Source organism: Gemmatimonadaceae bacterium (assembly GCA_037721215.1).
Lineage (GTDB): Bacteria > Gemmatimonadota > Gemmatimonadetes > Gemmatimonadales > Gemmatimonadaceae > UBA4720.
Genome location: JBBJNV010000022.1, coordinates 22,676 through 43,381 on the forward strand (window position 1 = coordinate 22,676; position 20,706 = coordinate 43,381).

At 60.6% G+C, this 20,706-nt stretch carries 15 protein-coding genes and 1 pseudogene; 11 read left to right on the forward strand and 5 right to left on the reverse strand.

Annotated features, from left to right (window positions below; genetic code table 11):
• Window position 1: 1 nt before the first annotated feature.
• Complete coding sequence (locus WKF55_12480) at window positions 2-2,122, reverse strand: dehydrogenase E1 component subunit alpha/beta (protein MEJ7760393.1); 2,121 nt, start codon at window positions 2,120-2,122, stop codon at window positions 2-4.
• A 136-nt stretch (window positions 2,123-2,258) separates the two neighbouring features.
• On the opposite strand from WKF55_12480, the gene WKF55_12485 reads away from it, so the two are divergent.
• On the forward strand, window positions 2,259-2,705 hold the full coding sequence (locus WKF55_12485; GenBank protein ID MEJ7760394.1) for a hypothetical protein: 447 nt from the start codon (window positions 2,259-2,261) through the stop codon (window positions 2,703-2,705).
• 72 nt (window positions 2,706-2,777) lie between these two features.
• Here the strand turns inward: WKF55_12485 and WKF55_12490 are convergent, their stop codons facing one another.
• Window positions 2,778-4,673 carry an NAD+ synthase gene (locus WKF55_12490; protein MEJ7760395.1) on the reverse strand — a complete coding sequence of 632 codons (1,896 nt, stop codon included), beginning with the start codon at window positions 4,671-4,673 and terminating at the stop codon, window positions 2,778-2,780.
• Here WKF55_12490 and WKF55_12495 point away from each other — a divergent pair.
• Window positions 4,662-6,719, forward strand: a complete 2,058-nt coding sequence (locus WKF55_12495) for a PBP1A family penicillin-binding protein (protein MEJ7760396.1) — start codon at window positions 4,662-4,664, stop codon at window positions 6,717-6,719. The genes WKF55_12490 and WKF55_12495 overlap by 12 nt on opposite strands.
• A gap of 194 nt (window positions 6,720-6,913) precedes the next feature.
• A complete protein-coding gene (locus WKF55_12500; protein MEJ7760397.1) occupies window positions 6,914-8,359 on the forward strand; it encodes a hypothetical protein in 1,446 nt (481 codons plus the stop codon).
• Between the two features lie 119 nt (window positions 8,360-8,478).
• On the opposite strand, the gene lon is transcribed toward WKF55_12500, so the two are convergent.
• A complete protein-coding gene (gene lon, locus WKF55_12505) occupies window positions 8,479-11,037 on the reverse strand; it encodes an endopeptidase La (GenBank protein ID MEJ7760398.1) in 2,559 nt (852 codons plus the stop codon).
• Window positions 11,038-11,193: 156 nt separating this feature from the next.
• Here lon and WKF55_12510 point away from each other — a divergent pair, with 156 nt between their 5' ends.
• Both WKF55_12510 and WKF55_12515 read left to right on the forward strand, forming a co-directional pair.
• On the forward strand, window positions 11,194-13,170 hold the full coding sequence (locus WKF55_12510) for a protein kinase (protein MEJ7760399.1): 1,977 nt from the start codon (window positions 11,194-11,196) through the stop codon (window positions 13,168-13,170).
• Complete coding sequence (locus WKF55_12515; GenBank protein ID MEJ7760400.1) at window positions 13,170-14,393, forward strand: putative glycoside hydrolase; 1,224 nt, start codon at window positions 13,170-13,172, stop codon at window positions 14,391-14,393. Before WKF55_12510 ends, WKF55_12515 begins: the two co-directional genes overlap by 1 nt.
• Window positions 14,394-14,416: 23 nt before the next feature.
• Here WKF55_12515 and WKF55_12520 read toward each other — a convergent pair whose 3' ends face one another.
• Window positions 14,417-14,836: a hypothetical protein gene (locus tag WKF55_12520; protein ID MEJ7760401.1), complete on the reverse strand. Its 420-nt coding sequence runs from the start codon at window positions 14,834-14,836 to the stop codon at window positions 14,417-14,419.
• 303 nt (window positions 14,837-15,139) lie between these two features.
• Here WKF55_12520 and WKF55_12525 point away from each other — a divergent pair, with 303 nt between their 5' ends.
• The 3 genes from WKF55_12525 to WKF55_12535 all read left to right on the forward strand — a co-directional run bounded on the left by WKF55_12525 (window position 15,140) and on the right by WKF55_12535 (window position 18,507).
• Window positions 15,140-16,285 (forward strand): hypothetical protein, encoded by a 1,146-nt coding sequence (locus WKF55_12525; protein MEJ7760402.1) that lies wholly within the window; start codon window positions 15,140-15,142, stop codon window positions 16,283-16,285.
• A 133-nt stretch (window positions 16,286-16,418) separates the two neighbouring features.
• Entirely contained in the window at window positions 16,419-17,210 is a 792-nt protein-coding gene (locus tag WKF55_12530) for an alpha/beta hydrolase (GenBank protein MEJ7760403.1), read from the forward strand.
• Window positions 17,197-18,507 (forward strand): DEAD/DEAH box helicase, encoded by a 1,311-nt coding sequence (locus tag WKF55_12535; GenBank protein ID MEJ7760404.1) that lies wholly within the window; start codon window positions 17,197-17,199, stop codon window positions 18,505-18,507. The genes WKF55_12530 and WKF55_12535 overlap by 14 nt, the downstream gene beginning before the upstream one ends.
• Here WKF55_12535 and WKF55_12540 read toward each other — a convergent pair.
• Window positions 18,504-18,923: a GspH/FimT family pseudopilin gene (locus WKF55_12540; protein ID MEJ7760405.1), complete on the reverse strand. Its 420-nt coding sequence runs from the start codon at window positions 18,921-18,923 to the stop codon at window positions 18,504-18,506. The two genes, WKF55_12535 and WKF55_12540, sit on opposite strands and share 4 nt — an antisense overlap.
• A gap of 193 nt (window positions 18,924-19,116) precedes the next feature.
• On the opposite strand from WKF55_12540, the pseudogene WKF55_12545 reads away from it, so the two are divergent.
• The 3 genes and pseudogenes from WKF55_12545 to WKF55_12555 all read left to right on the forward strand — a co-directional run bounded on the left by WKF55_12545 (window position 19,117) and on the right by WKF55_12555 (window position 20,690).
• Window positions 19,117-19,302, forward strand: a pseudogene (locus WKF55_12545) (Rdx family protein).
• A 152-nt stretch (window positions 19,303-19,454) separates the two neighbouring features.
• Window positions 19,455-19,841: a hypothetical protein gene (locus WKF55_12550; protein ID MEJ7760406.1), complete on the forward strand. Its 387-nt coding sequence runs from the start codon at window positions 19,455-19,457 to the stop codon at window positions 19,839-19,841.
• Between the two features lie 12 nt (window positions 19,842-19,853).
• Window positions 19,854-20,690, forward strand: a complete 837-nt coding sequence (locus WKF55_12555; protein MEJ7760407.1) for a hypothetical protein — start codon at window positions 19,854-19,856, stop codon at window positions 20,688-20,690.
• Window positions 20,691-20,706 lie beyond the last annotated feature (16 nt).

A 20,706-nucleotide genomic window follows, 5' to 3' on the forward strand; every position in this document is an offset into this window, starting at 1 on the left:
ATCAGTAGCTGGAAATCGCCCGGTACGCCACCTTGAAATCCTCGATCTGGGGCAGAATCGCATCCTCGAGCTGCGGCGCATAACCGACGAACGTATCGGTTGACGCCACGCGCATTACCGGCGCATCGAGCCAGGCGAAGCACTCATTCGCGATTTCAGCGGCAATCTCGGCGCCGTATCCCCACGACATTGAGTCTTCGTACGCGACAATTACCCGCGATGTTTTTTTGACGGACTCGAACACCGTCTCCTGGTCCCACGGATTAAGCGTTCTGAGATCGATCACCTCGACTGAGATCCCCTCCTCGGCAACTGCATTCGCGGCTGTTATCGCGCGCTGCAGCGTTGCGCCGTAGGTGATGAGGCTGACATCCGTCCCTTCTCGCACGACCTTTGCCTTGCCGAAGGGAATCATGAAGTTGGGCCCGGGGTTCGCGCTCTTGTTGTAAGTCTGCCGGTACAGGTGCTTGTGCTCCAGAAAAATCACGGGGTCGTCGCAGCGGATGGCCGTTCTCAGCAGGCCGCTGGCATCGAGCGCTGTTGCGGGACAAACCACCCGTAGGCCGGGACAGTGCGTGAACAACGACGCGCCCGTCTGTGAATGATAAAGGGCTCCCCGGATATAGCCGCCATAGGTCGTACGAATAACGACGGGCGCCGAAAACGTGTTGTTCGATCTCCAGCGCATTGTCGCCAGCTCGTCCCGAATCTGCATGTAAGCAGGCCAGATGTAGTCGAAGAACTGTACTTCGACGACTGGCTTGAAACCGCGGATGGCCAGCCCGATGGCACGGCCGACGATGTTTGCTTCCGCCAGTGGCGTATTGTACACGCGCGCGCCACCGAACTCGCGCTGAAGACCCCACGTCACCTTGAAGACGCCGCCTTTGCCTTTGACCTTGTCGAGATGCTCCTCGCGTGAAACATCCGCGACGTCTTCGCCGAACATCAGCATTTTCTCATTACGCCGCATCTCATCCTTCATGCAGGCGTTGAGTAGATCCACCATCGTCGTCGGATCGCCGGTGAACTGCGGATCATCCTCGGTATCGAACTGCTCGCTACGCGGATCCACATCCGGCGAATAAACAGCGTAGTGAATCGTATCGGCGCCGGGCTGCGGTTGCGCGAGAGCATCGTCGGTAGCGGCGAGAACAATTTCGTCGACTTCCGCCGCAACACGCTCCAGCTCCTCATCCGTCGCATGCCCTTCGGCAACGAGCCACTTCGGAAAGACGACGATCGGGTCGCGAGCGGCGTCGGCATCACGCTCCCCAGCCGGCCGGTACATCGTCTCGTCGTCGGAGAGCGAATGCGAATAGGGCCGAATGACTTTCGCATGCACCAGCGCAGGTCCTTTTCGCGACCGTGCGTATTCCACCGCACGGGTCATGACCTCGTGGCTGGCGACGAAATCGCAGCCATCGACTTCCTCGATCAGAAAATTCGGAAACGATCGTACCAGTTTCGAGATTGAACCGCCGGCAGTGTTCACCTCCACTGGAACCGAGATCGCGTAGCCATTGTCTTCCACGAGATACACGATGGGGAGCTTCAGGTTCGCGGCGGTGTTGAGCGATTCCCAGAATTCTCCCTCGCTGGTGGTTCCATCACCGGTGCACACCAGAACCACCTCATCGTCCTGAAACCCTTCGGTAATCCCGAGAAGCTTCGCGCGAAGCGTCGCTTCGGCTGAGCCAACGGCCTGCAGGAACTGGGTGCCCGTAGGTGACGACGCCGACACGATGTTGTAATCCTTGTGCCCCCAGTGGCTCGGCATCTGACGACCACCGGAGGCGGGATCGATTGCCGCACCGACGGCTTCGTAAAGCATTTCTGCCGGCGTCACCCCCAGTTGGAGGCAGAGCGCGCGATCGCGATAGTATGTGTAGAACCAGTCGTAGGCGGGACGGGCCACCATCGCCGCGGCCGTGAGAATCGCCTCATGCCCCGCGCCAGAGATCTGGAAGAAGATCTTGTTCTGACGCTTGAGCTGCACTTCCTTATCGTCAATCCGCCTCGACAGCAGCATATTCCGGTACGCTTGGACGAGCACGTCGGGGCTCAGGCCAGCGGGGGACTGCCGGGACGTCTTGCGATCGGGAATAGTTCTGGTTGCCATCGGGCTCGTTGAAGAGTGCTGACGCTAATAATAGTGGCCGGAGTTGGGCGGGAACATGGCGCCAGTCGGCATGGTCATATCGAGTGGCTCAATTCTTGTCACATTTCATTCCACGACTCACCAATGGAGACTTGCAATGACACGTAAGACGACAAATCGAGCACTGCTCTTTTTCAGCGCAATGTTTCTCGTTGGCTGCGCTCAGGGTCCGCTCGCAAGTGAACAGCCGCCGCAGGACCCACCGCCTGGCTCGAATACCGGGATTGCCCCGGGCACCAAAGAGGGCGACTGGGCTGCGATTCTCCGTCTCGAGGAACGAGCCAAGGCGATAGCAAAGACCAATGGCTGCTCGGCGTCGACTGAATGCAGGGCTGCACCGGTTGGGAATCGCTCGTGCGGAGGCCCGCGATATTATCTGCCCTATTGCGCGAAGACGACGGATTCCACGGCGCTCTTTGCCAAGCTCGCTGAAGTGGCCAAAGCCGAGAATGAGTACAACCGCAAGTATCAGCTCATGTCGACCTGTGAATTCAGAACGCCGCCGGAGTTGGGGGTGGTGGCAGGGTCATGCGTGGCGAAGTAGTGTTGTTGCTTCATCCCCTGCGGCTATCCCGCTCTCCAGGGTTGTGGGAACGCTGACGAGGTCGACCGCGTATCAATAATCCACCGGCCTCAGATACGTCTCGCCGATAGCGCTATGACTCAGCATTGCGACGGTCGGCAGCTTCCGCTTCCAGTGCGTTGACGAGAGCCGCTTGTGCACGAGATCGACTTCATCAGCCGTGAATCCGTGTGCCTCTGCATCCGCCCGGGTGTAACCGTTTACGAGCCAGTTCAGAATCTGATCGGCGCGCGCGTAGCTCAATCCGAAGTCGCCCTCGTCGGTCTGGCCCTCGATGAGGTCGGCCGACGCGGGTTTACCAACGATTTCCTCCGGTACACCCAGGTGACGCGCGAGCGCCCACACCTGCGTCTTGAAGAGATCGCCTAGCGGATTCACCGGCGGTGAATCGTCGGCGTGCCAGGTGAAATAGCCCATCAGCCGCTCGGTCTTGTTGCCGGTGCCAACAGGTAGCGCGTGGTGTTTGGCCGAGAGGTCAAATAGCGCGATCATGCGCATTCGTGCCATGACGTTGCCCCTTCGGGCGGGGCCAGCGTCCGGCTCACTGGAAAGGTAGCCATCCACGGCCGGCGAGATATCTAGAGTGCGGCCATCAATACCCAGCATGTCGATGACGAGCTCGGCGTGCGCCAGCGAGTCGGCGCTCGAGGTGCGATAGGGCAGTCGAACGCCAATCACGTTCGAGGGTCCGAGCGCCTTTGCCGCAAGCCAGGCCGTCACTGCCGAATCGACGCCGCCAGAAATACCGATGACGCCCTTTTTGAAGCCGCGACGGCCAAGATCTTCCCGCAGAAACGACACCAGCCAGTCGGCCGTCAGCGCCGGGTCGATGTCAAGCGGTGGCGGCCCGATTACAGAAGCGGTTGCAGAAACGACGATGACAGTGGAAGCCGCCGTGCCACTTGATGCATTTTTTCCAACTGGCGTGCGGCCCGACGTCATCGGTTGCTTGAGCCCGCTGGACACGATCCCCACCGGCGACGCACCGTCGCTGGACGGCGGATCGTATGCGAGTGGCAGCGGCTCGTTGATCTGGATCTTGCCGATAGTACGTATCAGGTGGGGCAGCATTGTCTGAAGGTCGGTGAGCAGCGGCAGCTCAACACGTGCCCTCGTGAGGTCGGAAGTATCGAGCGTCACTGTTGCGATCGACTCATCCCAGAGCGGTGCCCTCAGCTTCACATCTCCTCTCGGCCCCGCGACTACCGAGCCACCTGGGAAGGTCTTGCCTCCTTCCGCCCCCACCAGTTGAACGAGTGCGGTGAACACGCCATGCTCAGATGATATGTCACGAGCGAGTCGCTCCCAGCGCTCGAGACTCGCCGGGCCTGCATGATCATCGCTGCGCGGAAAAAGTCCGCGCGCGGGAGACGCCGAAGGAACGAAGATTATCTGCGCTCCGTCGAGTGCCGCGATCGTCGCCGACATGCTGTGCCACGCATCTTCGCAAACGAGTATCGCCGCGCGACCCCAGCTGGTGTCGAACGCCCGGATCTCGAACCCGCGATCGACGAATCGCTCCTCGTCAAACAATCCATACGTCGGAAGAAATACCTTGCGATGCACATGCCTAACTATCGGCGAGTCCCCGCCAAGCGTTACGTACAGGGCGCTGTTGTAGATTGAATTGTTCCAGATCTCGTAGAACCCGAGGCCGACATCCATTGGCTCACAGGATGGAACGGCGGCGTTATATCGCGCGCTCAGGTCGCGAACGAGTGTTCCGGCCGTGACTGCGTGGTCGCGAACTCCTCCTTCGAGGAAGTACCCGCTTACGGCGGTCTCCGGCAGAAATGCCACCTGTGGTCGTGGCGACAGTGAGTCGAGCTGGGCAAATATTTCGCCCAGATGTTCGAGGTTGCCGCCGTAATCGCCCTTGACGGGTTTGAACTGTACGATTGCCAGGTGAACGGATTGATGCATTGCCATGAAGTTGTCATTCACTCGCGGCGCGGGCAACTGTCGCTCGCGCTCGCACTCTCGATCGCCATGTGCGCGCCGGCCGTGGCCCTCGCACAGCGATCCACCGAGCCGTGGCGGATTGTTCCGCAACCGCAATCGTCTCAGATCTTCGCCCGGGACGGGTCACTTCTCGCCGAGATTGGTAATCAGATCCGAACCAGTATTTCGATCCGAACTCTTCCGAAGTACGTTCCGCAGGCGTTCGTCGCAATCGAGGATCAGCGGTTCTACCAGCACGATGGCGTCGACGTGGTCGGTATAGCCGGCGCAATCAAGGACAACATCCTGGGAGACCGCAGGGGAGCAAGCACGATCACGCAGCTTCTCGTCGGCAACATGCACCCGGACATCATCGACCGAACCGACAGAACTCTTGGCCGCAAGCTGCGCGAGCAGGCAGCCGCGCGCGAGATGGAAAAACGTTACAGCAAGGAACAGATTCTCGAGGCGTTTCTCAATCAGATCAGTTTCGCTCACGGGTATTTTGGAATCGAAAGCGCCGCTCGCCATTACTTTGGCAAGCCCGCGTCGAGGCTGTCACTGGCCGAGGCAGCAACGCTTGCGGCGATGCCCAAGGGGCCCGAGCTGTATGAACCGGTGAAGCACCCCGACCGTGTCAGAGAGCGGCGCAATACTGTCCTCGCCGTCATGGCACAGCAGCGTTTCATCACCCCCGCCCAGGCGCGCGCCGCGCAGAACACACCTCTGGTCACCGCACCCAACTACGGCGTTGCCGTGCCGGCGCCGTATTTCGTCAACGTCGTCAAAATTCAGGCACAGCGGGCGGGCGTACCGGTCACCGCCGGCGGTTACCGTATCTACACTTCACTCGATCCAGCGATGCAGGCAGCTGCAATCGCGGCGCTCGCCGAGGGCACCGCCGAAGTCGAGGCGCGTGCCGGTTACCGGCATCCGACTACCGGCTCGGGCAGCGGCGGCTCGGAATACCTGCAAGGCCTGGTAGTGGCGATCGACCCCACGACGGGCGATGTACGCGCGCTGATTGGCGGGCGTGACTACAACGATTCACAATTCGACCGTGCGGTGGATGCACGCCGGCAGCCTGGCTCGTCGTTCAAGCCGATAGTGTATGCCGCGGCGATTGCTGACAGTATTCCGCCGAACGCAATCGTCGGCGACACGGCGATCGCCATCCGATTGCCAAACGGAAGCTTCTATCGGCCAGACAATTCCGATAACGAGTATCTCGGTCCCATCACGCTTCGGGAAGCTCTCTCGAAATCGCGAAACGTCGTCGCTGTCCAGATCGGCCAGCAGGTGGGAATCGATTCGATAACCGCCCTCGCCCGGCGAATGGGTATTCAATCGCCGGTTGCCCAGGTGCCGTCGAGCGCGATCGGCGCATCGGTCGTGCAGCCGCTCGATCTGGTCGCCGCATATACGACATTCGCCAACCTCGGCACACCCGTCGAGCCGCGATTTCTGCACCGCATCGAGGACCGTGCCGGAAAGGTCGTGCACTTCGCGCCAGTGCGCGCGTTGCCGCCGGCGCTCGACCAGCGCGCGACATTCGTCGTGCGGGACATGATGCGCGATGTCGTCGAGCGCGGTACCGCATCGTCCGTCCGCCGGTACCTTCCGGCGAGCATTCCCGTTGCGGGGAAGACCGGGACAACGAACGACAACACCGACGTCTGGTTTGTTGGGCTAACGCCCGATATCGTCGCGGGCGTGTGGCTCGGGTTCGACAAGCCGAAAACCATAACTCCGGGCGCTGCGGGCGGGTCGCTTGCCGCACCCATCTGGGGAAAGATGATGGCCAGGTATTACGCGGCGGGGAGAGGCCGGTCGGCGTCGGAGCGCAGCGCCGAACGCTGGACTCCGCCACTGGGCGTTATCAGCGGCGAGCTGGACCGCGCAACGGGGCAGATGGCAACGCTCACCACGCCCGCGGAGCGACGATACACAGAGTATTTCGTCGAGGGCACGGAGCCGGAAGCACTGCGTGCGGATCCGTGGAAGGTCTTCAGGTGGGGCCCGATCGGTTTCTAGACGCCATGCCCGCCCTTTCATAGGGTTGCACGAACGAAACCCCGAAGAATTCCTGATCCATTCTTTTGCGGAATTCCGCGCTATTACTACGTAGCCTTACGTATTCTGCGAATTCGAACGATCGCCCAATATGCTGTCACGCTAACCGGCATGCGGGGATGCGAACAATCATTCTGTCTCTAGCTAACCTATCCATGCAATCCTTCACTCTGAAATTCGCGCGCGGTATCCGCTCCATTGTCCTCTCCACATTGGTCGCTGGCGCGTTGATGGCATCCGCCCCGGCAGTCCACGCGCAGGTGCGGGAACTGCCGGTGGCATTCGATAGTACCGGAAGAGTAGACGTGATAACTCCCCCACTTGCCGCCCGGCTGTCGCTCGACGCTGCGGTCTGGCCTGTAACTGGCGACTACCTTGATGCGCGCCTTTATTCTCTCGAAGACGCCACGCGATCGTTCGTTCTCGTTGTGCGCAGGCCGCAGGGAACGATCGACCGTTTTCCGCTCGATGCCATCAAGCGTGCACAGCTCGCGGGCGCGGTGGCTCGCGGCATCGCGCTGGCACAGTTGCGCATGGGGCCGGACAGCGCGCCGATGATGGTATCGGAGCCGGTGCGAGGGTTGTACGTCGTGAATCAGACCGCGCTCGGCGCCTTTCTCTACGGACCCGCAGCAGCGGCGATCACGGAAGATCCCGCCGCGGGTACCGCGGCCTACCTGCTCGTCGCGGGAGGAACATTCTTCCTGGCCAACAACATCACGAAGAGCAAGCCGGTATCGCGGGCACAGAACCATTTGTCGTGGCACGGCGCGCTAAAAGGCGCCGCAGCGGCAAATCTGGCGCTTTACGCGCTTGCCGGCGAAAATGAGGCCAGCGATCGATCGGCCGCGGCGGTGACGCTGGCCGGCGGCGTTGCAGGCAACGTCGCGGGCTTTGTTCTCGGCAAACCAATGACGGACGCCGAGGCGCATGGCACGTCTTATGGAATTACCGTCGCGGCTCTGATGGCCACCGGCTTGATCGGCAGCACGGGATTGTTCGATGATGAAGGCAGCAGTCGTGTCGGTGCCGGGCTGGTCATCGGTGCCGGCATACTCGGCTATCCGCTCGGCCGCCGCTACGTGCGGCGTGCATCGTACAACGTGACAGCGGGCGATGTAGGTACTCTTCTTCCCGCCAGCTACCTCGGCGCCGCCGTTGCCGCTATTCCGTTGGTGGATTCAAACGTGTCCGATGAAGCAGCGTCGGCCATTATCACCGCCGGATACGCGCTTGGCCTCATCGCCGGCGATCGGTTTCTTGTACGAAGCTTCGATCATACGGTCGCGGAATCGAGACTCCTTCAGCTGGGAACTCTTGCGGGCGGCCTGATCGGGGTAGCACTCCCGGTCGCCGCTCAAACCGACGATGGAAGAGTCGTCCTCGCCGCAGCGACGGTGGGCGGGTACCTCGGGATGCTGCTGACTGAAAACCAGATCGCTCCGAGGCGGGCGGGGTCGCGAAGCGGGTCAGCCCTGGTGCCGCAGACGGTTGCGGCGGGGAACAAGTCGCGCCTTAATGTGAGCTTTTCGCCAACTGGGTTGTTGTTTGCGGGGATGGGCCGGCGGGGGACTTACCCGATCGTCTCCGCGGTGTTCTAGGCGGGAGATCTACGTTTCCTTGGGTTCTGCTTTCACATACCGTTCAACGAGCTCCTCGCAGAATCGGGAGGGCTTCCAGCCATCAGCCCTCCCGAGTGTCTCTCAATATCGTTGACTCCTCAGGCCGCCCCCGCCATTGCCTCCAGCGGTTGCGGTGCCGCCTGCTCCACCGGAACCAGCGCAATTTTGAGTACCTCGCTGAGGGTCTCCACCGCATGGAAGCTCAACACGCTTCGTACTTCTTCGGGCACATCGTCGATATCGCCTTCGTTGGCCTTGGGGATGATGATGGTCTTGATGCCCGCCCGATGAGCACCAAGCACCTTTTCCTTGAGCCCGCCAATCGGCAACACCCGCCCCCGTAGCGTGATCTCACCGGTCATCGCCACATCGCGTCGCACCTCGCGGTCAGACATCTCTGATACCAGCGCTGTCGCGATCGCAATTCCCGCCGACGGACCGTCCTTTGGAATTGCTCCTGCCGGCACGTGGATGTGCGCTTCGATTGCCCCAAGACGATCCTTGGGGATGCCCAGCTTGGCGGCGTTGTTCGTGGCATAGGTGAACGCTGCGCGCGCCGATTCCTTCATCACGTCGCCAAGCTGGCCCGTGAGAATCAGCGACACTGCGCCACCTGGCCCGACCTGCTCCGCATCGGTCGGCCGACTGCCGTAATAGCGCCGAATCGACGCCTCGACGAACATGATATCGCCGCCCATCGGCGTGTAATACATGCCGGTCGCAATCCCCACCTCATTCATTTCCTGCGCACGCTCAGGGTGAACCTTGGGCCGGCCAAGAAGCTCGCGCACCTCGTCGGCAGTGATGATTGAGTCGACGATCTCGCCTGTCTCGCCGATGGCAATCTTCCGCGCCACCTTCCGCGCGACCGCACCGAGCTGGCGCTCCAGCTGACGCACTCCACTCTCACGGGTGTAATTGGAAACGATACTCATTACCGCTTCGTCGGTGAATGCAGTGCCCTTGTCGCTGAGCCCAGATTCCTCGAGCTGCCGGGGAATAAGGTATTTCTTGGCGATCTCCGCCTTCTCCCGCTCGGTGTAGCCGGCAAAATCGACGACTTCCATCCGGTCGAGCAATGGACCCGGAATGTTCTGCACGAAATTTCCCGTCGCGATGAACAACACTTCGCTCAGGTCGAACGGAATGCCGAGGTAGTGATCGGTGAATGTGTCGTTCTGCGCAGGGTCGAGCACTTCGAGCAATGCGCTCGAAGGATCGCCCTGATATGACGTGCCGAGCTTGTCCACTTCATCCAGCAGAAAAACAGGATTCTTTGTCCCCGCCTGTTTCATCCCCTGAATGATTCTTCCGGGCATGGCTCCGACATACGTACGGCGGTGCCCGCGAATATCAGCCTCGTCGCGCGCCCCGCCGAGTGCAACGCGCACGTACTCGCGTCCCAGTGAACGGGCAATGGACTTGGCAATCGACGTCTTTCCGACACCCGGCGGACCGATGAAGAGCAGAATCGGGCCTCTGGCCATTGCGCGCGCCTTCACCTCTTTCTGATCCGTAATTACACGATCGCCGTCCATGCCTTCTGCCAGAGACGGCGTTGCGTCATCCCGTTCGGGCTCGAGTATCGACGCCGGCAGCTCGCCCTCCACCTCGACTTCCTTCGCGAGTTGCTGAGCACGGAGCTGGCGGACCGCCAGAAATTCCAGCACGCGGTCTTTCACATCAGTCAGACCATAGTGATCCTCATCCAGGACTTTCGCAGCATGGTTCAGATCGAGCTGATCGTCTGAACGGTCGTTCCAGGGAAGCTCCGCAATCCATTCCAGATAAGTCCGGATGACCTGCGCTTCCATCGACTCGCGTCCAGCCCGCTCGAGCCGTCCGAGCTCGCGCTCCACCTCGGAACGCGCATCCTTGCTCAGCTCGAGCTTGCTGAGTTTTTCGCGGAGATCGCTGATCTCCTTGCTCTGGTCGTCGTCGCCAAGCTCCTTCTGAATCGCCTTCATCTGCTCGCGCAGATACATCTCGCGCTGACGCTCACCAAGCTCTTCCTGAACCTGCGACTTGATGTCTTCCTGCGCTTCGAGCAGACCCACCTGGCGCTGCACATGCACGAGCACGCGGCGCAGCCGATCCTCGATGCTGAGTGTTTCAAGAAGGCCCTGCTTTTCAGGCACTGGCAGTTCGATATAGCCGGCCACGAGATCCGCAAATCTGCCGGGCTCGGTGACGGCGTCGAGAACCTGATGCACGACTTCCTCAGGCAGACCCCGGCGTTCGCCAAGCTCGGCAGCGCGTTCCCGCGTTTCCTTCTGGAGAGCGGTAAAAGCCGGATCGTTCTCGTTCACCGGGTTCATTTCTTCGGCGGGAACGATGATCGCGCTGAGATACCCGTCAGTTGTAGTGTACTGAAGTGCGGTGGCGCGTTGCTCGCCCTGGAGCAACAGCTGAACTCCGCCAAGGCCCCGCTGGACCTGCCCGATGCGCGCTATCACGCCCATCGAATAGAGTATGTCGGGGCTGGGCTCGTCGGTGTTGTCTCGCTGTGCAACTGCAAAGACAAGGCGATCGCCTTTCAGCGCCGACTCGATGGCTCTGAGCGTGCCTGGCCTCCCGGCCGCAATCGGCGCGGTGAGACCGGGAAAGATTACTGTTCCGCGAAGCGGGAGTACGGGTATAGTTTGACGCGGTGCCATAATTATTCCGGATATTGAAACGAGTACATTTAGTGATGCGTCGTGTTACTGCATCGTTCAGTGATTGACCCACTCAATACTGCATCTTTCAAGCAACGGATTTACGCCATGGGGGCATGATTCGCAAATTTCGTATGTCGGGATGACGCGGGTACCATGCCATTAAGACCTGATGACACCCTTGGGGCGCATGTAGCCACCGTTCTCGCGCCCAACTATGTGATCGACGGTGAGGTCGGACGCGGGGGCATGGGGATCGTCTATTGTGCGCGAGACAACCGTCTCAAGCGCAACGTCGCCGTCAAGCTGCTCCCTCCCGAGCTGGCGTTTCGCTCCGATATCCGCCAGCGGTTTCTCCGCGAGGCGGAGACAGCGGCGGGCCTCAGCCACCCCAACATCGTTCCCATATACAACGTCGAGGAGCGCGAGAACCTCGTTTACTTCATCATGGCCTACATTGCCGGGGACAACCTGGCGACGCGGCTCGAGCGTCACGGCGCGATGGATCCCGCCGAGACCCGGCGCATTCTCCGCGAAGTCGCCGATGCATTGGGATATGCCCACAAGCGCAACGTCGTTCATCGTGACATCAAGCCGGATAACATCCTGCTGGATGCGGATACGGGTCGCGCGATGGTAACCGATTTCGGCATTGCGCGGGCCCTGACTGACCAGGGTGATTCGCGGCTGACGGCCACAGGCATGGCAATCGGGACCCCTGCGTACATGTCTCCGGAACAGTCAGCGGGCGAGTCGGAGATCGATGGCCGAAGCGACCTGTACTCACTGGGCGTGGTCGGATATCAGATGGCCTGCGGAGAACTGCCATTCAACGCTCCGAACACTCCGTCGATGCTGGTGAAGCACATGTCGGAGCGTCCCAGACCCGTTGATGAGCGTCGGATCGATCTACCGTTTGATCTGGCCCGAGTCATCATGATGTTGCTCGAAAAAGACCCGGCGAACCGACTGCCAAATGCGGAATCGGTGGTGACAGCGCTTACGAGCGGAATTATGCCGACGCTCATGGACAGAACGGCCTTCAACGCCCCTGAAGTACGGCCGATGGCGATGGCCGGAAGCTCGCTGCCGGCCAGTGCCGGGTTGCAACGTGGCGGGTCCGGGGCGCGCGCGCTGGCGGCTCCGCGGTCGACGGTGCCGTCGCCGGACGATATGGACCGGTGGCACGCGGAGCCCGTCAAGAAGTTCAGGAAGAAACTTGCCCCTTATCTCGCCGTGAACGCCATCATGGTGCCGCTGTCGATATTTGCCGACGGCGGATTTCTTGTCGTTACCGGTTTCTGGTCAATCGGGATGGCGGTGAGTTATTCCAAGCTGTGGCAGGAGGGTTACAACTGGCGCGACGTGTTCCGCCAGCCGCGAGACCGGCTGATGTTCGACGTCGCTGCCGAAACCATCGACGATGCCCGGGCGTTGTTCGACGAGAGCAGACGTGAAAAGGTGCGCGAGCGCGCGCGGGCTCGCAGCAGCGGTGGAATGTTCGAACATGTGGAGTCTTCCGGCCGTCGTGTCGGCCCGGGAGGCCATATGACGCGATCGCCGCTTCCCGGCGAAACCGGCCCGGCCCGGCCATTGCCCGCGGACAATTCTCCGTACGGATCAGCGCTGGCGTCAGTGCGCATGGATCGGGACGAAATTCACCGGCAGCTTCAGACGATGACAAAGGAAGAGCGCGCTCAGATTCCCGATGTCGCGCAGTCCGCCGATGCCATTTACAGAAAGGCGATGCAGGTTGCGACGATTCTCGCCGAGCTTGATCTGCGCGACAATCGTGACACCCCGGAATCGATCGAGAGCGAGATCACCCTGCTCGAAGGTCAGGCGAATCCGCTCGAGCACAGCGCAAGCGAGGATCGTGTCAGGCGCCTGGCGCATCTGAAACGGCAGCGCCGGGTAGTGGCGGATCTCGGAAAGCGTCGGCGCGAAGCAGAGACGAAACTGGAACACTGCCGCAGCCTTCTGCGAAGCATGCGACTGGAGCTGCTGCGTTATCGGTCGGCCGGGATGACCGCCGCTTCCAACGGTCTCACCATGGTCACCCAACAGGCGCAGGTGGTGGTAAAAGAGATGGGATATCTCTCCGACGCCGCCGCTGAGGTCAACGCGCTCTAGTGCACTGCAGAACGACAGTTGCCTGCGCTCTGATTGCGGCGGTAATCGCCGGCCAGGGTTGCGAAGATCGAGCCGGCGCCGCCGAACGCAACGGTAACGTCACGGAACGAAGCGCGGCCGCGGCCGCGGTTGCGATGTCGCCGTCGGCGAAGGCACGCCGGGATTCTCTTGTCGCTGATTCCATCGCGCAATCGAAGATCGTGCGGGTGCCTACCCCTGACGTCGTCCGCGGCCTGTACGTAAACAGATGGGCCGCACTCGGTCAGAAAATGGGACAGCTCATCGAGGTTGCAAAAACGACCGAAGTGAACGCCTTTGTAATAGATGTAAAGGACGATCGTGGGTTCGTGCTGTACAAATCACGGGTTCCACTTGCGATAAGCATCGGTGCCGACACCAACAGCACGATGGCCCACAGGCGCGTGCGCGCTCTTCTCGATACACTGACGGCGCATGGGATTTATCCAATCGCGAGAATCGTTGTTGCGAAGGATCCGCTGCTTGCGAACGCCAGGCTCGACTGGGCGATCAGGCGGAAGGACAATGGCGAACCATGGCTCGACAAGAATGGCCAGCCGTGGCTGGACCCGCATCAGCGAGCCGTGTGGCAGTATGCGGCGGACCTGGCGAAAGAGGCGTATGATCTGGGATTTGCGGAGGCGCAGTTTGACTACGTCCGATTCCCGGATGAGAAGCGGCTCGTCCGCGAGACTGTATATCCATTGGCAAAAGGACGCATACGAGCGCAGGTGATCCGGGATCAGCTGGCATTCATGCGCACCACTCTGAAGCCGCTCACGATGCCATTCACCATCGACGTGTTTGGCTTGACGGCAACCGATACCACCGACATGGGCATCGGTCAGAAATGGGAGATGTTCGTCGACCAGGCGGATGTGGTGCTGCCGATGGTGTATCCGTCGCATTTTGCGCCAGGCACCTATAAGATCGGAAACCCCAATGCGCGTCCCTACGCTGTCATCGCCGCAGCCATGAAAGACGTGAAGCGCAGAACGGCCAACATTGCCGGCGCCGCGAAAGTGATTCCGTGGTACCAGGATTTCACACTTGGCGCGCCGCGGTACGGGGCCGAACAGTTGAGGGCTCAGAAGAAAGCCGGATACGACAACGGGTTCCACAGCTGGATACTATGGAACCCGGGAAGCCGCTATTCTGTCGGGGGCCTCGACCCGGAGAGCGCTATCCCCCGTAAGGGAAGCTGACGCCCGCAGGGTCCGTCCCGGAATCAGCTCTTTGAACGATTCGCCTTCCGTTGCTCCTGTCTGGATTTCATCGCCGCTACGTTGCGGTCGAAGATTGTCCGCTGGTCCGCAGTCAGAACAGCGCGCATCTCTGCCTGCTGTTTCGCCTGCATCTCCATCATCATCTTGCGCATCGCCGGGTCAGGCGGACCGCCCTTGGCGCCGTCGGGCATATGCTCCTGTCGCGCTTTCGCGGCATTCCTGCGAATCACTGTCAGCTGGTCCTGTTGCGCTGACGTAAGAGTTATTCCCTCAAAAAGCATCGCTTGCATTCTGCCGCGCATAGCACCCGCGCCTCTCTCCGATCCCTGCGCCGACCTTCCACCTGGCGCGCCCTGTGCTTCCGCCGCCGATGCGGAGGCACAAAGTGCCACGCTCGCAATCGTCAATCTTATCCAGCTCATGAATTCTCCGATGTGGACTGTTCGAGTTGTATCCGTCGCACATCAGTACTCTCAAGTGCCCGGAAAGGTTGAGCGGCGCCATGCTGACCGCACCCAACCTTTGACGACTGCGGTTGGCAATTGTTAAGTCGTTCGCGCCAAACAACTTGCGGAGGGTGGTCTAGCGCCCTGTTCAAAAAGTGCTATTCTTACGCGCCACCACACGGCCAGTGTCCTGCTTTAGTCAATGGGCGCGGCGGGAACATGTCCATGAGGTGATGAAGTCTCACGCTTTTTCCACGATAAAGACGTCGAGCGCAGACCGTGACCGTTCCCAGTTCCGCTGCCGAAATTTCTCTCACGCCGCCGGCGACGCCCGGCGAAACGATGACGTTCCCGCTGGGCTGGATCTTCGACAATGCATCAGGTCCGATTCAATCCCGCGCGGCGACAGAAGTGGCAAGACTGCCGGAAGCGACGCTGCAGTCGCTCAACGGGCTCCCTTATATCTCGGGGCCCGCAATACGACTCGCGATAACGCAAAATGTCGATGGCATCTGGAACAATTCGATGCTGTCAGTGCCTCGGCAAGCGACAGATTTCACTAGTGTGGGCACCGTCCCGGCAGTACGCAGGCTGCTGGAATACGGATGGGACCGCGAATCACCGCCACTGGCGCTCGCGAGACGGCCGCTGTTTCGGCTGCTGGCCGAAGATAACGACCCCCGGTATCTGTTCGAGCTGGCTGCCAAGACGAAGGATGACGACTCGGTAAGGCGCGGCCGTCTTCATCTCCGCGAGGCCGCGGCGGCGACGCTTGCGCAGGCCGGATATGAGGCCGACCCCAGGCTTCGGGGCGCCGCGAGAAGAATCATGGAGCGCATCGATGCGTACCTGAGCTCGCCACTGGCGGAGAAGCCGTGGAAGCGTGTGGGCAATGTGCACGTCCTCTCGCCAGAGGTCACGCCACCGACGTTCTATTCGCTGACGATGCTCGCGCACATGCCGATTTTCCGGCAGGAAAATTACACCGAGATGGAACGCATTTACGCCTATATCTCACAGCTCAATCCCCGTCAGGATCCAGTTCAGATGGTCGGGTCAAAAATGGTGGAGCAACCGAACTTCATCCTCGGCGACAGACTGCCACACAGAAATGCCGTTGAAGCCGACATTCCTTTCGCGCTGATGTGGCTGGAGACAATGGCCCGACTCGGATTCCTCAAACGAAATGAAAACTGGTTGAAAATGTTCGAACGGTTCGAAGATGATCGCGGCCGAAGCGGCGTCTGGCATCCGCACAAGGGCACCAGTGTTCCCACAACGGCTAATCCCCGCGTCTGGCCGATGTTCCCTCTCGAGGATCTGACCGCGGGGGCGGCGATGGCAACAGGCGCCGCATGGGCTGACGTGACATTCCGGATCGGATTGATCGGCAAGCTCATCGGCCGCGAGATCAAGATCATCTAGGGCAGGCGGTCGATTGGTTTTCCGTGGGCGCCTCTCGCCTGAAGAGATGTTCCCGGCCGGACATCCTGAGCTTCGGGTGTACTTTGCCCGCCTAGCTTCGGGGCTGCGAGTGCGGGTCGTGGAAGCGGGGAACGTGGATTCCCCATCCGTGCTGTTTCTTCCCGGGTGGGGCTGCTCGACCTACGTTTTCCGTGAAACACTGGGGCCGATAGCTGCCGCCGGATACCGCGCCATCGCCGTTGACTTGCAGGGGCACGGCCTCTCGGACAAGCCGGAGTCGGCAGCCAGTTATACCCTCGCCTCGATGCGCGGCCATGTCATCGATATTCTCGACACGCTGGGGCTTTACCAGGTGCGCCTCGCGGGACTGTCAATGGGCGCTGCGCTCGCGGCCCACGTCGCTGCCGAACTCCCGGAGCGAGTTCTGAAGGTGGTGCTGGTGTCGACAGTGGGATTCGACGGGGTTCCGGGTCTGAACTTGTTTCAGTCAACCACCCCCGCTTCTGCGATACCAATTCTACCGCGCATAGCAACCCGCGCCGTGCTCCGGATCATGCTCAATGGTGTCTATGGGAAACTGCGGCCCTTCACTGCGCGCGACGTAGACGAGTATTGGGCGCCCACTCAGTTTCCCGGGTTTACACGCGCGATGCGTCATTTGCTGCACGAGTTCCCCTGGACTGCTGCCTTCCCAATGCTAACCATGCCTTGTCTGGTGATAACCGGGGCGTCAGACCATCTTGCTCGGCGCGGGACGGTCGAGGCCCGGGTGCGGGTGTGTCCCTCCATGGAGCTGATGGTAGTGCCTGGGGCCGGGCATGTTGTTTTCGATGAGGCTCCGGACCTGGTCAACAGCGCCATGGTTGATTTTTTCAGGGCCGATGGGGTCAAGGCTTATATTTCGACCCAGAATGACACCAGTTGAGAAGAGGCGCAGCAGCAAAGCGGCGGCGAGCCCACCCGCACCGCTGGCTGCTCAGGCCGATTCATCATTGTTGAGCTTTGCGGATCTTGGCCTTTTGCCAGCATTGCTGGATGCTGTGCGCGATGCGGGCTATTCGAGCCCCACGCCGATTCAGCAGCAGGCAATTCCACTGGCGTTGCACGGGCGCGATCTGATAGCGCTTGCCCAGACTGGCACTGGCAAGACAGCCGGCTTCACATTGCCGATCATCCAGCGGCTCATCGAGGGAAATACCGACGGCGCGCCTGCCCACCGAGTCCGCGTTCTGATTCTGACACCGACGCGAGAGCTCTGCATCCAGGTGGAGGAGAGCTTTCGCAAGTACGGCAGGAACACGGACCTTCGCGTTCTGCCGGTTTTTGGAGGCGTCGGTGTCGAACCACAAACCCGGGAGCTCAGGAAGGGGATTGACGTCGTCGTGGCGACCCCGGGGCGTCTGATCGATCATATGGAACGCCAGAACGTGGTATTTGACGATCTCGAAGTGCTGGTGCTCGATGAGGCAGATCGAATGCTCGACATGGGATTCGCACCGCAGCTGAACCGGATAGTGGCGGAGGTGCCGCGGTTCCGGCAGACACTGCTGTTCAGCGCGACGATGCCGCCCGAGGTCGAAGCGCTCGCCCGCAAATATCTGCGCAAGCCGATCGTGGTCCAGGTTGGCCGGAGGTCATCTGCTGCAAGCACAGTAACTCATGCCGTTTACCCTGTGCCGCGCGATCGCAAAACAGAGCTTCTCGCCGAGTTGTTGAAGGAAAAGGGTATGGACTCCGTTCTCATCTTCACCCGTACCAAGCATGGCGCCGACAAGGTGGTGCGCCATCTCGAAGGAAAGGGGATCAGCTCCACAGCGATGCATGCCGACAAGTCACAGATCGACCGGATGCGCGCGCTCGAGGATTTCAAGAGTGGCGAAGTGCGCGTGCTCGTTGCAACCGACATAGCCCAGCGCGGCCTTGATGTATCGGGCATCAGTCATGTCATCAACTATGATGTTCCGCAGCAGCCGGAAGATTATGTCCATCGTATCGGTCGTACCGGGCGCGCCGCGGCCACCGGCGATGCGTTCACCTTCATGTCCCCGGATGAGATCGCCATGGTGCGCTCGATTGAGCGGATTATTGGCGAGCCGATTCCCCGCATTTCGGTGCCGGGGTATGACTTCGGCTCCGTCGCCAGCGCGCCGGGGGCGGAAAGTGAAACTGAAGTGCGCGAAGCGCCGGTGATGATGTCCCGCGGCCGCCGGACTCGCCGCTAATTCCGGACCCGGCCGAGCCGGGATACGTAGATCGTGTCGGCAGCGTCATTGCGCTGAACCGTCATCGTGAAGTTGGCCGCACCGTATCCCACGCCGATCGGCGAATAGGTAATAGAGGCGCGGTTGGTGGTGATCCCCACGCCATGTGCCGCTGATATTTCGCGAATCGCCACGGTGTCCGCCTCGACGCGCACTACGATTATACCGCGGCCCGTATCGATCTCGAGCGTTGCCCGCGCGCCACGCACGATGGCGGCGTGGCGCGCGGTAGAGAACAGGGCAGCTATCTCAGTGACTGCTCCGCGCACCTGAATACGATCGATGAACCCGCTCGCGCGCGGAAGCGTGACTGCCGCGACAATGGCAACGAGCGCGAGTGCAATTACCATCTCGATGAGATTGAAGCCCTGGCGCATCCATCCACTCCTGGGGTTTGGAGGGATTTAGCCAATACCGCTGATTTAATGTCACCATCCCATCGCGCGGGGGCGCGCCGTGCTGCATCTTGAAAACCGCCCCCGGTTCGTTCGGACATCCCCTTTTCTCCTGTATCCTGCCGCGACGATGAATATTTCGATCGAATACTGTACCGTTTGAAACTATGAACCCCGAGCCACCGGTCTGGTGGCTGAAATAACCAAACGCTACGCTGATGCCATCGTGACGCTGATTGCTTCGCACGGAGGCAGATTCGAAGTTCTGCTGGATAGCGTGCCAATTTTCGAGAAGTCGAAGCTCGGGCGACACGCAAAGCCCGGGGAGATTCTTATGTTGATGGAGTCACGTGCAAGCTAGGCGCGCAAGCGTCCATTACTCGATCAGAAAGTGTCCCTGTCGGGAGACATACCTGGCCAGCCAATGAGGCAACACAAGTTGCTAAGTCGATGCCCAGCAACGATATGTGTATTCCCGGCCAACTGGCACCCCTCCTGCAAATAGAGGTCATCATGAGAATCTTCACGTTCTCGCGGGTGACTGCGGGAAAGATCAATAGATGGCGTTTCGCCCTCTTCGGTGCCGGGATTCTGGCGTTGGGGAGCGAGGCGGGCGCTCAAGGCTTTCCGCGAGGACTCCCCCGGGGGATTCCCGGTGGATTTCCTCAGTATGAGCAAGGTGTGCCAGCCGCTTATCGCCCACCTGCCGGCATGTGCCGGATCTGGATTGACGGCGTTCCTGCGGGTCAGCAGCCAGCTCCAACCGACTGTGTTACGGCTGTGCGCAATCGTCCGGCTAACGGCACTGTGATTTTCGGCGAAGATGTTCGCCGCCGTGGAAAGGACAAGCCAAAGAAAGGCAAGTCCGACAAGGACGATTCGTCCACCCCTGGTTATTAACGGAGAATCAACATGAGGCGCTATTCAATTGTACTTGGACTCGTCGCGGCGACCGCGGCCACTGCACCGCTCGATGCCCAGGGCAGAGGTCGTAACGTTGACGGAATTCCACCGGGCCAGTATCCACCCGCCGGACTGTGCCGCATCTGGATCGACGGCGTTCCGCCAGGCAGACAGCCTCGCCCTACCGACTGCACTACTGCAGAGAGGAACCGGCCCCGGAATGCGCGGGTGATTTACGGCAGCAACACGCGGAACAACGATCGTCCTTACGATCGGAACGGAGACGGACGGATCGATGATCGTGACCGCGTATACGATCGCAATCGCGACGGGCGTATCGACGACCGCGACCGTGTTTACGATCGCAACCGTGACGGCCGGATCGACGATCGCGATCGCAATGGGAGCAACAACGGCAGCAACGGGCCGTGGTGGGATCCCAATCGAAGCGGATCGGATAATCGCAACGACGGCGAATGGCGCCAGGAAGGCACCGACGGCAATGGTAATCGTATCTACGTTCGCCGCCGCGTTGACTCCAATGGCAGCGTTACCCTCGAGCGCGCACGACGCGATTCGTTTGGAAGGTATATCGTAGTCGACCGGCAGGTTCTGGGTCGTGACGGGCAGCACGGCAACGATGTCCGCCGTGACCAGAACGGAAACGTCATCTACCGGGATCGTGACCGGGACAATGATGGCCGACGGAATTCCCGCGATCCATGGATCGACAGGGACCGCGACGGCCGGGACGATGACAATGACCGCCGGGTAGACCGGGATCGCGACGGACGCGACGACCGTTCCAAGAAGGCAAAAAAAGAAAAGAAGAACAAGAACAAGTAGATCGCGAAGGACAGGG